We start from the raw sequence: 13,135 nt of genomic DNA, 5'->3' as shown, positions 1-13,135 counted from the left end.
GCCCGCAAGCGGGTTCCCACAGAGGAAACGCCGTGCATCGCTTGAACGAGGCCTCTCCTTGACCCACGACATTTCCCGCCGCTGGCAACTGCTCGCGATCGTGCTGGTGATCGGCTTCCTGATCTGGCTGCTGGCGCCGGTGCTGATGCCCTTCGCGGTCGCCGGCATGCTGGCCTACCTTGGCGACCCGTTGGCCGACCGGCTCGAACGGCTGGGCATGAACCGCACCTGGGCAGTCAGCATCGTGTTCTTCGTGCTGATCCTGCTGCTGGTGGGCGCGCTGCTGCTGCTGGTGCCGCTGATTTCCGACCAGATCGAGAACCTGGTCCACAACCTGCCGCGCTACGTGGACTGGATCCAGAACACCGCGCTGCCGTGGCTGCAGCGCAAGCTCAGCCTCGATCCGGATGCGTTCGATACCAGCCGGCTGATGGCGGCGATCCGTGCGCACATTGGCTCGATCGGCGCGGTGGCGACCACCGTGCTGGGCACCGTCTCGCGCTCCAGCCTGGGCGCGGTGATGTGGCTAACCAATGTGGTGCTGGTTCCCGTGGTGGCGTTTTACCTGCTGCGCGACTGGGATCGGTTGATCGCCTACGTCGACAGCGTGCTGCCGCGTTCGGTGCAGCCGACCGTGGCGCACCTGGCGCGCGAATCGGATGCGGTGCTGGGTGCGTTCGTGCGCGGCCAGTTGCTGGTGATGCTGGGACTGGGCATTTTCTACGGCGGTGCGTTGACCCTGGTCGGCCTGTCGGTCGGCCCGCTGATCGGCATGGTCGCCGGTTTGCTCAGCTTCGTGCCCTACCTGGGCTTCATGGTCGGCTTCGGCGCGGCGATCATCGCCGCGCTGGTGCAGTATGGCGACTGGGCCCACCCGTTGATGGTCTGCGGCGTGTTCATCGTCGGCCAGCTGCTGGAAGGCTACGTGCTCGTACCCAAGCTGGTCGGCGACAAGATCGGCCTGCATCCGGTGGCGGTGATCTTTGCCGTCCTTGCCGGTGGCTACCTGTTCGGCTTCCTCGGCGTGCTGCTGGCGCTGCCGGCCGCCTCGGTGATCATGGTGCTGTTGCGCTACCTGCTCGAGCGCTACCGCATGAGCGAGCTGTACATGGAGGCAGGCCCCGACGATCCGGTGATCGCCGAAGTCGATGTCACGGTGAGCGGACCCGGCGGTACGGACGAGCGCGCGACCGCGGTGCCCGTGCGCCGCGGTCCTGCGGACGACGGCGCGCCATGATCCCGCAACTTCCGCTCGCCTTGCGCTGGCCACGCCGGCAGCGCTTCGAGCACTTCCACGCCGGCGCCAACGCCGCCGCGGTGGCGGCGGTGCAACTGGTGGCAGAGGCGCCGGGCGCGCCCTGGGTATATCTGCACGGCCCGTCCGGCAGCGGGCGCAGCCATCTGTTGGTGGCCGCTTGCCAGGCCGCCAGCGCGGCGGGCCGACGCGTGCAATACCTGCCGCTCTCGGCGATGCACGAACACATCGGTGCGCTGCGCGGAGTGGGCAGCACCGAACTGCTGGCCATCGACGATCTCGGCGTGCTGGCCGGCGAGCGCGCCGCCGAACACGCGTTGTTCGATCTGTACAACCAGGTGCGCGCAGAGGGCGGGGCGATGCTGTTCGCCGCCGATGCGCCACCGGCGCAACTGGGCATCGACCTGCCGGACCTTCGCTCGCGCCTGGGCGCGTGCACACAGTTCGCGCTCAAGGCACTCGACGATGCCGAGCGTCGCGCCGTGCTTCGCGAACAGGCAGCCGCGCGCGGCATCGGTCTGGACGAGGCCGTGCTGGACTGGCTGTTCAACCGCTACGCGCGTGACCTGACTGCGCTGCTGGATCTGCTGGACCGGCTCGACCAGGCCTCGCTCGCCGCCAAGCGGCGCATTACCGTGCCGTTCCTGCGCGAATTCCTGCGCGAGGCAAGCTAAGCAGCCTTCGCTTCCCCTGTCCCCGGCGTACACATTACGCCTACTTCCGCGTGGCGATGATCCGCCCTGCGCGGCCGTGCCTGGCCTAACGAGGCACACACTTTGTAGACAGGAGTTCGCCATGTTCAGGATGCTGATGTTTGGGGCAACGTTGCTGGTATCCGGCGCCATTTCCGCCGCTCCGGTAGAACCGTTCAGCCTGGTCGGGGGAAAGACCAGTTTCGTGTTGGGGAAAGATCGCTACTACCCGGTGCAGGTGGAACGCGCCGCACCCAAGACGGCGGTCAGGGAGGGCGGCATGTGGCTGCCCCAGCCCGACGGGAAGAGGGTCTATGCCCGCACCGTCCGGTTGATCGAGGGACCCAGTGGAATCGAGACCTGGATCGGCAAGGTTTCCGTGCCGGGTGGTGATCGCAGCGTCGTGCTCACCGTCGGGCCGGATGCCACGTTCGGATCGCTGGTCACCGCACAGGGCAAGCCGTTCAGGCTGGTGACCCGCAGCGGCAAGACCTACATGGTGCAGATGGATGCCGCGGCGGCGCGGTTGCGCGCCGGCGGGCCGGTGCTCAACCCGCCGGGCCTGGATTACCGCGCGGCACCGCGTGAGCCGCAGGCCAGCCTCCCGTTATCGGGCACGCAGGCCTCGCAACCGATGACCACGGCGGCGGCGACAGCGTCGAACACGGTCGATGTCCTGCTGGGTTACACGCCCGGCGTGGTCACCCGGCTGGGTTCCGTCTCGGCCGTGCAGACGCGCATGAACTATCTGATCGCGGTCACCAACCAGGCCTATGCCGACAGCAAGGTCAACTATCGCGTCAGGTTGGTCGGGACGATGGCGGTGGATTATTCGGACACGGGCTCGAACGATCGCGTCCTGGATGACATGACCAACACTTCGTCCACCGGACCGCTGGCTGCGCTTCGTGCGCGTCGCGCCACTCTCGGGGCCGACCTGGTCAGCCTGGTCCGTCCCTACTCCGAGTCCGGCCAGGGAGGCTTCTGCGGGTTGGGCTATCTGAACGGTGCCAACGAAACGCCGTTCACGACGCAGTCGGCGCCCTATGGCTACTCAACCATCGGCGATGGCGAGGACCCCGCGACCAATACCTATTGCGTGGATACCACCCTGGCCCACGAGTTGGGGCACAACATGGGGCTGGCCCACAACAAGCTCAACGCACCGGAACCGGGTGCCTACAGCTATGCCTATGGCTGGCGCAAGTCCCTCACCACGGGGAGCTTCTCGACGATCATGGCGTACTCGACCGGTGCACAGGAGCCGGTGCCGTACTTCGCCAATCCGGACATCACCCTGTGCAACGGCAATCGCTGCGGCGACCCGACGACGGCGAACCAGACCCTGGTGTTGAACCAGACCATGCCGGTGACGGCGAACTTCGCCAGCCCGACGGGACGCGCCGCGCTGGACCTCAACGGTGATCACCAGGCCGACATCGTCCTGCAGGACACCGTCGGCGGGTCGTTCACGACCATGCTCGAAACGGCCGACTTCCGTCCGACCACCAACACCCGCAACGCAACGGCGGGCTATCGGATCGCCGGTGTAGGTGACCTCGACGGCAGTGGCAGTACGGACATGATCTGGACCAGCAGCGCCCGCGACCTGTTCTTCTGGATCAACAACGGTGCCGACGCCTACCAGTCCATCCAGGGGCCCAGTTACGACGCTGGCTGGGTGCTGGTGGGCACGGGCGACATGAACGGTGATGGCAAAGCCGACCTGGTGTGGTCCAACAGCACCACCCACCAGCTCATGTACTGGCTGATGAACGGCGCCACCGTGGCCAGTACCCGGACGTTCACCATCACGGCCGGCTACTACATCGCCGCGATCGGCGATTTCAACGGCGACGGTCGGGCGGATCTCGCCTGGACCAGCGCGGCGCGCGACCTGTACATCTGGACGACCGCCAGCAGCGGCGGATTCAGCAGCAAGCGCTCGCTCAGCTACCCGGCCGGATGGCGGATCGTGGGTAGCGGACGCATGGACGGCGACGCGCGTGCCGACCTCGTCTGGATGAACGACGTGGACCACCAGTTCGCCTATTGGCTGATGAACGGCAGCACCCGCACCGGCTACCGGATCATCAACGTCTCGCCCGGCTATTCGATCGCCGCGATCGACCAGTTCTCCACCAAGGGCGATGGCATCCTCTGGACCAGCGCGTCGCGCGACATGTATGTGTGGCTCAACAGCGGCACGGGTGGCTTCGTCTCGAAGGGCATCGCGGCCTACCCGGCATCGGGTGGCGGATACCAGAACACGTATCCGACCGGGTGGAGCATCGTGTCCAACCTGCCGGTGCAGCCGTAACGCCCGCCGGCTGGCTCATGGCCGCTGCCTGACGGCGCGGCCGCAAGGCTCGCTGCCGCGCCGGTCCCCCGGCGCGGCAGCGTCTTGCGCTTACTTCCCGCCCTCCGCCTGCCTGCCTTTCGCGACCAGTTCGCGCACGCGCCGGCCACCCTAGCGGCCGAGTGCCGCTTAGCCCTCGGGGCCAAGTTGCTGCTTGCGGATCTCGCCGCCCCTGCGGGCCACCTTTCTGGCCGGCCTCGCGGACGGTCATGTCGCCCTTGGCGTGCCGGTTGTCGTTGTGCCTTGTCATGTCCGCCGCTCCGGGGCCGGCACGGGACTTTGTCGTGCAGCACCGCGGCTGGCTCCGATCGGGCCGCACGCGGATATGACCCTCATCCCCGCAGCCGTTGGAACGGCCACCTGCCGTCGTCGCGCTGAATGCCGCTGGCGTACTTGCCCTGGGCCTGTGCGGCGGCACCCAGGGGTCCACCTTTCGCGCGTCTCTCAATGCGGACGCTGTTCGCTTTGGCGAGCTTCGACCTCGCGACCGCGGTTGATCAACTCGCGCACGCGCAGGCCACCCTTGCGGCCGGCCTCGCGCACGCTGAGCTTGCCGCGCGTATCGTCGATCGTGCCCTCGGCGGCGTGGTGGGTTTTGTTGCTGGACTGACTGTCTGGGGACTGTTGCCGGCTCATGGGTTTATCTCCGTTGGGATTCGATCGTCGTGGGCGGGACGCTGCTGACCGCTTTCCGCCACACGGGAAGGCACCGCGGGTCCGGCAGGGCCGGAGCTTCCGGCCATAGGCCCGGGCGGCTCGCCCGCAAGGGCCGGCGATGCGTCGAGGGCCCTTCGGACGAGCAGGGGCTTTGCAATGCCGGTGCCAGCACGAGGGGCGCTGCCTATCGGTGCCCTTGCGTTCGTGCTGCCGGAAAAAAACGCGCCGGCTGGAAAGATCTACAGCAGCGCCCGGCTGCTGCCCGGACAGGCAAGGGCGCGGTTGCGCGCCCGCGCGATGTGCGACCGGAAGCTGGCAGGTTGCGCGCCGGGTGCGCTCCCGCGGAGGCGGTGTTCTCGCGCACAAAAAAAAGGGCGCCGCCCGGGCACCCTTTTTTACCGATGATGACCCGTTCAGGCCTTGAGCAGCGCCGGCGTGGCCTGTGCACCGATGGCGTCGGTCATCGCCTTGGCGATGTTGAGGTTGCCGGCGATCAGGTTGCCGCTGGCGGGCATGCCGTCGCGCCCGGCGAAGTCGCCGTAGCGCCCGCCCGCCTCGTGCACCAGAAGCACGCCGGCGGCCATGTCCCAGGGCTTGAGGCCGATCTCGAAATAGCCGTCATAGCGTGCGGCGGCGATATAGGCCAGGTCCAGCGCGGCGGAGCCGGAGCGCCGGATGTCCTCGGCCTGGCCGAGCAGGGCGCGGGTCATGGCCAGTTGCGCATCCAGGTGTTCGCGCTGGCGATAGGGAAAGCCGGTGGCGATCATCGCGCCGCCCAGATTCTCGCGCTTGCCCACGCGGATGCGGCGGTCGTTGAGGTAGGCGCCGTCGCCCTTGCTGGCGGTGAACAACTCGTCGCGCAGCGGATCGAACACCACCCCGTAGACTGGAACGCCCTTCTCGAGCAGCGCGATCGAGACGGAGAAATGCGGGATGCCGCGCAGGTAGTTGTGCGTGCCGTCGAGCGGATCGATCACCCAAGTGTGCTGGCTCTTGCCGGTGGCACCGCTTTCCTCGGCGAGGATGGCGTGATCCGGGTAGGCGCGGCGCAGTTCCTTGACGATCTCGGCTTCGGCCAGGCGATCGACTTCCGAAGCGAAGTCCATGCGCTGCTTCTCGACCACGTGCAGGCCGTCGATGCGGTTCATGTAGCGCAGGATCACGTTGCCTGCGGCGCGCGCGGCACGTGCCGCGATGGTGACGGCGGGTCTTGGCATGGCTTCGGCTTTGGGAAAAGAGCGGAAATGCGGCCGGCGATTCTAGCAGAGCCGGCGTGCCGGTGCCCCGGCGGCTATCCTTGACGACCCTGCCTGACTTTTTGCCGCCATGACCGATCACGCCGATCTCGCCCGCCTGTTCCGCTTCGTGCTGGTGCGCACCTCGCACCCGGGTAACATCGGCAGCGCGGCGCGGGCGATCCGCACGATGGGCTTCACGCGGCTGGAGCTGGTGTCGCCGGCCGAGTTTCCCAGCCGCGAAGCCGACGCGCTGGCGGCCAACGCGGTGCAGGTGCTGGCGGAGGCGGGCGTGCACGAATCGCTGGTCGATGGCCTGGCGGGCGCGACCTTCGCGTTGGGATTGTCGGCGCGGCGGCGCGGCGTGAACCTGCCGGAGCTGACCCCGCGCGAGGGCGCCGCGCAGGCACTCGCGGCCGCGGCCCGCGGCGAACAGGTGGCGCTGGTCTTCGGCAACGAGCGCACGGGTCTGGAGAATGAGGAACTGGCGCGCTGCCACGCGATGGTGCGCATCCCCAGCGTGGAGGACTACAGCTCGCTCAACCTGGCTCAGGCCGTGCAGGTGATGGCTTATGAGCAGCGCCTGGCGATGCTGGGCGCCACGCCGGTGGCCGCGCCGCCGGAACACGACGAGCCGCCGGCCGATGCGGCGCGGATGGAACGCTTCTTCGAACACCTGGGGCAGACCCTGGACGACATCGAGTTCCACAAGGGCCGCGAACCGACCACGATCATGTTGCGCCTGCGTCGGTTGTTCCTGCGTGCGCAACCGGACGAGCGCGAGTTGCGCATCCTGCACGGCGTGATGGCCGATGCGCAGCGCATGGCCACGCTCGCCAAGCGTACGTAGGAGCGCACAGCCGAGCGCCTACAGGGAAATCACGGCGCGACCGGCTCCAACTCCTCCACGTACACCAGCTCGCAGGCGCCGTCGCCGGTGTCCTCGCGGGTGAGCGAACTGCGCCAGTGCCAGCCGTCCGGACGGCTGGCGTCGACCAGGAAGCCTTCCAGGTGCACCAGCTCGCCCGGGCGCACGTGCTTCAACGCGTAGCGCACGCCATCGTCGGCCGGGATGAGGTGCATGTTCGTCGCGGACGTCTCGATCTCGCGGCGCGGGATCGGGAACTGGCGCACGTGCCAGTAGAAGAACCGGCTGGTCTGGCTGATATCGATCCCGGCCAGCACCGCGCTGTCGGACATCCGTCCCCAACCCAGCGCCAGGTCCGTCGGCGCGAGCGAGGCGCCTGCGTCCCAACGGTAATCTTCGCGGGAGAGCACGCGCGCGGTCAGTGCAATGTGGGCGCGCGTGTGCAACGTGGTGTCGCCCTGCCGAAGCACGGCGCCATCATCCAGGTCGACCTGTTCGGGCGCCTGCGCGGCCAGCACCCCAGGCGGCGGGTGCAGCGGACGTTGCTGCCACCAGCCGAGCGCACCCCAGCCCAGCAGCACGGCAAGTGCCAGCCATCCCAGTCGCTGCATCGATATCCCCCTTTGGAAGCGCTCAGGCGCGCTTGCGCCGCGTGGTTCTGACTGGCGCGGCCAGTTCCGGTTTCAGCAGGTCGTCCGGCAGGCCGCGCACCACTTCGGCAAAACGCTCGAGGAAGGGGCCCAGCGAAGAACTCTTGCGCCAGACCAGCGCAATGCGGCGGCTCGGCGCGTGGCCGGCGAACTCCAGCAACTGCACGTTCTCGGTGCGCGCCACCGGCGGCTTGATCGCCAGCGTCGGCAGCAGCGTGATTCCGACATTCGCCGCCACCATCTGCCGCAGTGTTTCCAGGCTGGTGGCGCGGAAGCCCACCTTTTCACCAGCGCCGGCCAGCTGGCACAGCTCCAGCGCCTGGTCGCGCAGGCAGTGGCCGTCCTCCAGCAGCAGCAGGCTCTCGTCCTCCAGGTCCGCAAGCTTCAGGCGCGCCTTGCGATGGGCCAGCGGATGGTCGTTGGGCACCGCAAGCACGAACGGTTCCTCGAACAGGAACTCCGTGTGCAGGCTTTCCTCGTGGATCGGCAGGGCGAGGATGCCCACGTCCAGCGAACCCTCCCGCAACATGCGGATCACCTGTTCGGTCTTTTCCTCGATCAGCAGCAGTTCCAGCCGGGGAAAGCGCTGGCGCACCGCTGGCACCAGGTGAGGCAGCAGGTAGGGGCCCAGCGTGGGGAACACGCCCAGGCGCAGCCTGCCGGCTTCCGGATCGCGCGTGCGCTGGGCGATGGCGCGGATCTCGTCGACCTCGGCCAGCACGCCACGTGCACGGCGGGCGATCTCGCGCCCGGTCTCGGTGAGCAGCACCTTGCGCGGCGTGCGCTCGACCAGCGCGACGCCGAGTTCGTCCTCGAGCTTCTTGATCTGCGTGGAGAGCGTCGGCTGGCTGACGAAGCTCGCCTCCGCCGCGCGCCCGAAATGGCGGTGCTCGGCCAGCGACACGAGGTAGGCGAGGTCGCGCAGGTTCATGGTTCGGTCCGATAGGTCATGCCTATGAGTGTGATGGCAACAATCAATTTGAACAATGCCCAGGCGGTGCGTAACCTTGCCCTCATGACGCGCTTTCCACGGCGCCCATGATGCTCTCACCGATCGCTCTAACCCTCAGTACTTCAAGGAGAAGCCCCATGCTCACCATCGGCGACAAGTTCCCCCAGTTCAGCGTTCCGGCCACCGTCTCGATCGAGAGCCTGGAGAAGGCGTTCAGCACGATCGACAACAACACCTACAAGGGCAAGTGGCTGTGCGTGTTCTTCTACCCGAAGGACTTCACCTTCGTCTGCCCGACCGAGATCAAGGGCTTTTCCGACGTTAACCAGCAGTTCGCCGACCGTGACTGCCAGGTGCTGGCCGCCAGCACCGACTCGGAGTTCGTGCACCTGGCCTGGCGCAAGGACCACAAGGACCTGCGCGACCTCAAGTTCCCGATGCTGGCCGACATCAAGAAGGACCTCAGCAATGCGCTGGGCATCCTGACCGCCGACGGCGTGGCGCAGCGCGCGACGTTCCTGGTCGATCCGGACGGCATCATCCGCTTCGTCTACGTGACCGACGGCTCGGTCGGCCGCAACCCGCAGGAAGTGCTGCGCGTGCTCGACGCGCTGCAGACCGACGAGCTGTGCCCGTGCAACTGGCACCAGGGCGAAGACACCCTCAAGGTCGCCTGATCGCCTCTTGCTTGCAGTAACCGCGCGTCCGGATTCCTCCCCCTCCCCCACGGACGCGCGGACTCCCCAGCCGGCGGCGAAGCGGCGCTTCGCCGCCGGTCTTTTTTTTTGACTTCAAGAAGGTGTCCCCATGAGTCTTGCCGACCTCAAGAGCCAGCTCCCCGACTACGCCAAGGACCTGCGCCTGAACCTCGATTCGGTGCTGAGCGAGGGCGGTGCGCCGGGGCTGACCCAGAAACAGATCATGGTGGTCGCGCTCGCCGCGGCGATCGCCTCGCGCTACAAGCCGCTGACCCAGGCGGTGGCCGAGGAAGCCGCGCAGCACGCGAGCACCGAAGAGCTCAACGGCGCCCGCGTTGCCGCCTCCATCATGGGCATGAACACGATCTACTACCGCTTCGTGCACCTGGTCAGCGAGCCCGAATACGGCACGCTGCGCGCGGGGCTGCGCATGAACGCGATGATGAATCCCGGCGGCACCAAGATCGACTTCGAGCTGGCGTCCCTTGCCGTGGCCGCGGTCAACGGATGCGGCATGTGCGTGGACTCGCACGAGAAGACCTTGCGCAAGCACGGGCTTTCGGCGCAGCCGATCCAGAGCGCGATCCGCATCGCGGCGGTGATCCACGCCGTGGCCGTGGCGCTGGAGCAGGCCGACGTCGCCGGCTGAGCCCACGCGGGAAGTTGCGAAGCCCGGCCAGCGATGGCCGGGCTTTTTTTTGCGCGCGCCTGTGGACCGGAGGCAGGCTTCACGCCGCCTCCAGCCCGCCCATGCCTTTTGGCACTGTGTCACAAGTCATGCCCGGCCTAGCTTCGGAAGCTTGCCTTCACCGTCCCTGGGGAAAACCACCATGCGTCGACTCGTCCAACCGCTCGTGCTCACCGCGCTGGCCGCCTGCTGCGGCGCCGCCTTCGCCGCCACCGCCGACCAGGTGCCGCACGGCAAGCTGCCGCGCTGGGCCGTGCCCGAATCCTATGCGCTCTCCTTCAAGGTCGATCCGCGCCAGCAGGACTTTTCCGGCACCACGCGCATCAAGGTCAAGCTCAAGCAGGCCTCCGACCACGTCTGGTTGCACGGCAACGCACTCAAGGTGTCCAAGGTCAGCGTGACCGACGCCGCCGGCAAGACGCACAGCGCGAAGTACGTCGAGGCCGCGCCGAAGGAAGGCGTCGTCCGCGTCGACTTCGACAACACGCTCAAGCCGCAGGAGCTGACCCTGAGCTTCGAGTACACCGCGCCGCTCAACCAACAGCTGCAGGGCCTCTACAAGGTCAGCCACGAAGGCGTGCCTTACGCGATGACACAGATGGAGCCGATCAGCGCGCGCTACGCCTTCCCCGGCTTCGACGAGCCCGACTTCAAGACCCCGTTCGACATCAGCCTGACCATCCCGAACGACGAGAAGGCGGTCGCCAACACCAAGCAGATCAAGGAAGTCCCCGCCGGAAATGGCTGGAAGACGCTGACCTTCTCCACCACCAAGCCGCTGCCGACCTACCTGGTCGCCTTCGGCGTCGGTCCCTGGGACATCGTCGCCGGCCCGGACATCTCGCCGGACGCCTACCGCGCCACCGCGCTGCAGCTGCGCGGCATCGCCGCCAAGGGCGAGGGCCACCGCATGCAGCACGTGCTTTCCGAGACGCCGAGCATCATCCACACGCTGGAGGACTATTACGGCTTCGGCTATCCGTGGGACAAGCTCGACCTGCTCGCCGCGCCGGATTTCTCCGCCGGCGCGATGGAGAACGCAGGCCTGGTGACTTTCCGCGACTGGCTGCTGCTGCTCGATCCGGATTCCCCGGCGCAATACGTGCGTGGCTCGTTCAACGTCAACGCCCATGAACTGGCCCACCAGTGGACGGGCGACACCGTCACCACCGCCTGGTGGAACGACATCTGGCTCAACGAGGCCTTCGCCACCTGGATGCAGCAGAAGGTGACGATGAAGGTCCATCCGCAGTACCGCGCGGACCTCGACCGCGTGCGCGGCGCCCAGTACGCGATGGACAACGACAGCCTGGTCACCGCGCGCAAGATCCGCCAGCCGATCACCGGCAACGGCGACATCGAGACCGCGTTCGACTCGATCACCTACCAGAAGGGCGCCAGCGTACTCGGCATGTTCGAGGGCTACGTCGGCGAGAAGACTTTCCAGCAAGGCATGCGCCAGTACATCCAGGACCACAAGTTCTCGATCGCCACCGCCGATGATCTGGTCGATTCGATCGCCAAGGCTGCCGACAAGGGCGAGGACTTCAAGCAGGCGTTCAAGAGTTTCCTCAACCAGCCCGGCGTGCCTTACGTGCAGACCCAGCTGATGCAGAAGGGCGGCCAGACCGTACTCAAGTTGAGCCAGAGCCGGTACCTGCCAGTCGGCAGCAAGGGCAGCGCCAGCCACGTGTGGGGCGTGCCGGTGTGCGTTCGCTATGGCACCGCTGACGGCAGCAAGGTCAACTGCGAATTGCTGGAAAAGGCCACCGGCACGATCGCGCTGCCGGGCGCCAGCGCCAACCCCTGGGTGATGCCCAATGCCAATGCCAGTGGCTATTACCGCTTCGGCATGGGCAAGGATGACCTGGCTCGCCTTGGAGATCAGGTGAGCCACCTGACCGACGCGGAGCAGCTGGCCTTTGCCGACGCCGCCGACGCCAGCTTCCACCATGGCGACATCGACGCCGGCGACCTGCTGGCCGCGCTCAAGCCGCTGACTGCCTCGCGCGTGCGCGCGGTGGCGACTGCGCCGATCGCCAGCTTCGAATGGATCAACCGCTACCTGGCCGGCACCGACGCGCAGCGCAACGCCCTCGATGTGTGGGCCAGGTCCGCCTACCTGCCGCGCATGGAACTGCTGGGCTACCACCGCAAGCCCGGCGAGCCGGACGATGATTCCCTGTTGCGCAGCACGCTGGCCGGTTTCCTGGCGCTGGACGTGAAGCTGCCGCAGGTTCGCGCCGAACTGCTCAAGCAGGGCGAGGCGGCGCTCAAGCGCAAGGACGATGGCCGCCTCAGCCTCGATGCGGCCGATCCCGACCTGCTCGACACCGCGCTTGCGGTGGTGGTGCAGGAGCACGGCAGGAGCGCGGTCGATGCGCTGGTCGCGGAACTGCCCAAGACCTCCGATCCCGCCCAGCGCAATGCCATGCTGGCCGGCCTGAGCGCGGTCGAGGATCCGGCATTGGCCGGGCAGGTGCGCGATTTCGCGCTGGACAAGCAGGTCAAGGTCGGCGAGATGGCGGCCCTGCTGCGTGGGAGCCGCGAGACCCGTGCCCAGCGCGATGCCATGTGGAAGTGGGCAGTCGCCAACTACGACCGCATCGTCGAACGCACCGGCAGCTTCGCTGGCGGTCGCTTGCCGGGCCTGATGGGCGGTGGCGGCTGCTCGCAGGAGGAAGCGGACCGCCTGCAGTCTTTCTTCAAGACCCGCGCCAAAGACGTCACCGGCGCCGAGCGTGGCCTCGCGCAGACCACCGAGGACACGCTCCTGTGCACCGCGCTGAAGGCCAAGCAGGATCCGCAGGCGATCCTGCACTAGGGCCCGCGGCCAGCGCTCGAAGCAGACGCCGGGCGGCAACGCCCGGCGTCTTGCTTTTTCAGCCCTCTCCCCTGCGCGGTGAGGGGCCGGGGCTTGCGGGAAGGATGGCTTGTCATCCTTGCAACCAAGCCACGCTCCGATCGCCATCCACGCCAGCGTGTCCCCTCGTTCCAATCCTCTCCCTGGAGAGGAGAGGGAGCCATCCCGCCGCGCCTTTGACGTTCCCCTAAACTGTCCCGCGCCCGCCGGGCGACAGG

General features: G+C 67.4%; 11 protein-coding genes. 7 read left to right on the top strand and 4 right to left on the bottom strand.

Annotated features, from left to right (window positions below; all coding sequences use genetic code 11):
- The first annotated feature begins 58 nt into the window (after window positions 1-58).
- The 3 genes from ACFWZ4_RS13790 to ACFWZ4_RS13780 all read left to right on the top strand — a co-directional run bounded on the left by ACFWZ4_RS13790 (window position 59) and on the right by ACFWZ4_RS13780 (window position 4,267).
- The gene (locus ACFWZ4_RS13790; protein ID WP_439705253.1) at window positions 59-1,237 is read left to right on the top strand and encodes an AI-2E family transporter; all 1,179 of its coding nucleotides are present in this window, start codon (window positions 59-61) and stop codon (window positions 1,235-1,237) included.
- Window positions 1,234-1,929: a DnaA regulatory inactivator Hda gene (gene hda, locus ACFWZ4_RS13785; protein WP_439705252.1), complete on the top strand. Its 696-nt coding sequence runs from the start codon at window positions 1,234-1,236 to the stop codon at window positions 1,927-1,929. Before ACFWZ4_RS13790 ends, hda begins: the two co-directional genes overlap by 4 nt.
- A gap of 121 nt (window positions 1,930-2,050) precedes the next feature.
- Complete coding sequence (locus ACFWZ4_RS13780; RefSeq protein WP_439705251.1) at window positions 2,051-4,267, top strand: reprolysin-like metallopeptidase; 2,217 nt, start codon at window positions 2,051-2,053, stop codon at window positions 4,265-4,267.
- Window positions 4,268-4,750: 483 nt separating this feature from the next.
- On the opposite strand, the gene ACFWZ4_RS13775 is transcribed toward ACFWZ4_RS13780, so the two are convergent.
- Together ACFWZ4_RS13775 and ACFWZ4_RS13770 are read right to left on the bottom strand one after the other, a co-directional pair.
- A complete protein-coding gene (locus ACFWZ4_RS13775; protein WP_439705250.1) occupies window positions 4,751-4,942 on the bottom strand; it encodes a hypothetical protein in 192 nt (63 codons plus the stop codon).
- Window positions 4,943-5,376: 434 nt separating this feature from the next.
- Window positions 5,377-6,180: an inositol monophosphatase family protein gene (locus ACFWZ4_RS13770; RefSeq protein WP_439705249.1), complete on the bottom strand. Its 804-nt coding sequence runs from the start codon at window positions 6,178-6,180 to the stop codon at window positions 5,377-5,379.
- A gap of 109 nt (window positions 6,181-6,289) precedes the next feature.
- Between ACFWZ4_RS13770 and ACFWZ4_RS13765 the strand changes: the two genes are divergently transcribed.
- Window positions 6,290-7,048 (top strand): RNA methyltransferase, encoded by a 759-nt coding sequence (locus ACFWZ4_RS13765; protein ID WP_439705248.1) that lies wholly within the window; start codon window positions 6,290-6,292, stop codon window positions 7,046-7,048.
- 29 nt (window positions 7,049-7,077) lie between these two features.
- Here the strand turns inward: ACFWZ4_RS13765 and ACFWZ4_RS13760 are convergent, their stop codons facing one another.
- Both ACFWZ4_RS13760 and oxyR read right to left on the bottom strand, forming a co-directional pair.
- On the bottom strand, window positions 7,078-7,677 hold the full coding sequence (locus ACFWZ4_RS13760) for a hypothetical protein (protein WP_439705247.1): 600 nt from the start codon (window positions 7,675-7,677) through the stop codon (window positions 7,078-7,080).
- A gap of 22 nt (window positions 7,678-7,699) precedes the next feature.
- Window positions 7,700-8,647: a DNA-binding transcriptional regulator OxyR gene (gene oxyR / locus ACFWZ4_RS13755; RefSeq protein ID WP_439705246.1), complete on the bottom strand. Its 948-nt coding sequence runs from the start codon at window positions 8,645-8,647 to the stop codon at window positions 7,700-7,702.
- A 158-nt stretch (window positions 8,648-8,805) separates the two neighbouring features.
- Here oxyR and ACFWZ4_RS13750 point away from each other — a divergent pair, with 158 nt between their 5' ends.
- From ACFWZ4_RS13750 to ACFWZ4_RS13740, 3 genes are all read left to right on the top strand, one after another.
- Window positions 8,806-9,345, top strand: a complete 540-nt coding sequence (locus ACFWZ4_RS13750; RefSeq protein WP_439705245.1) for a peroxiredoxin — start codon at window positions 8,806-8,808, stop codon at window positions 9,343-9,345.
- 130 nt (window positions 9,346-9,475) lie between these two features.
- Entirely contained in the window at window positions 9,476-10,015 is a 540-nt protein-coding gene (locus ACFWZ4_RS13745; RefSeq protein WP_439705244.1) for a carboxymuconolactone decarboxylase family protein, read from the top strand.
- A 181-nt stretch (window positions 10,016-10,196) separates the two neighbouring features.
- Window positions 10,197-12,878, top strand: a complete 2,682-nt coding sequence (locus ACFWZ4_RS13740) for a M1 family metallopeptidase (protein ID WP_439705243.1) — start codon at window positions 10,197-10,199, stop codon at window positions 12,876-12,878.
- The last annotated feature ends 257 nt before the right edge of the window (window positions 12,879-13,135 follow it).

Source organism: Frateuria sp. GZRe12, assembly GCF_051900535.1.
Classification (GTDB): domain Bacteria; phylum Pseudomonadota; class Gammaproteobacteria; order Xanthomonadales; family Rhodanobacteraceae; genus Frateuria_A.
This window is presented reverse-complemented; position numbering and strand designations above follow the sequence as displayed.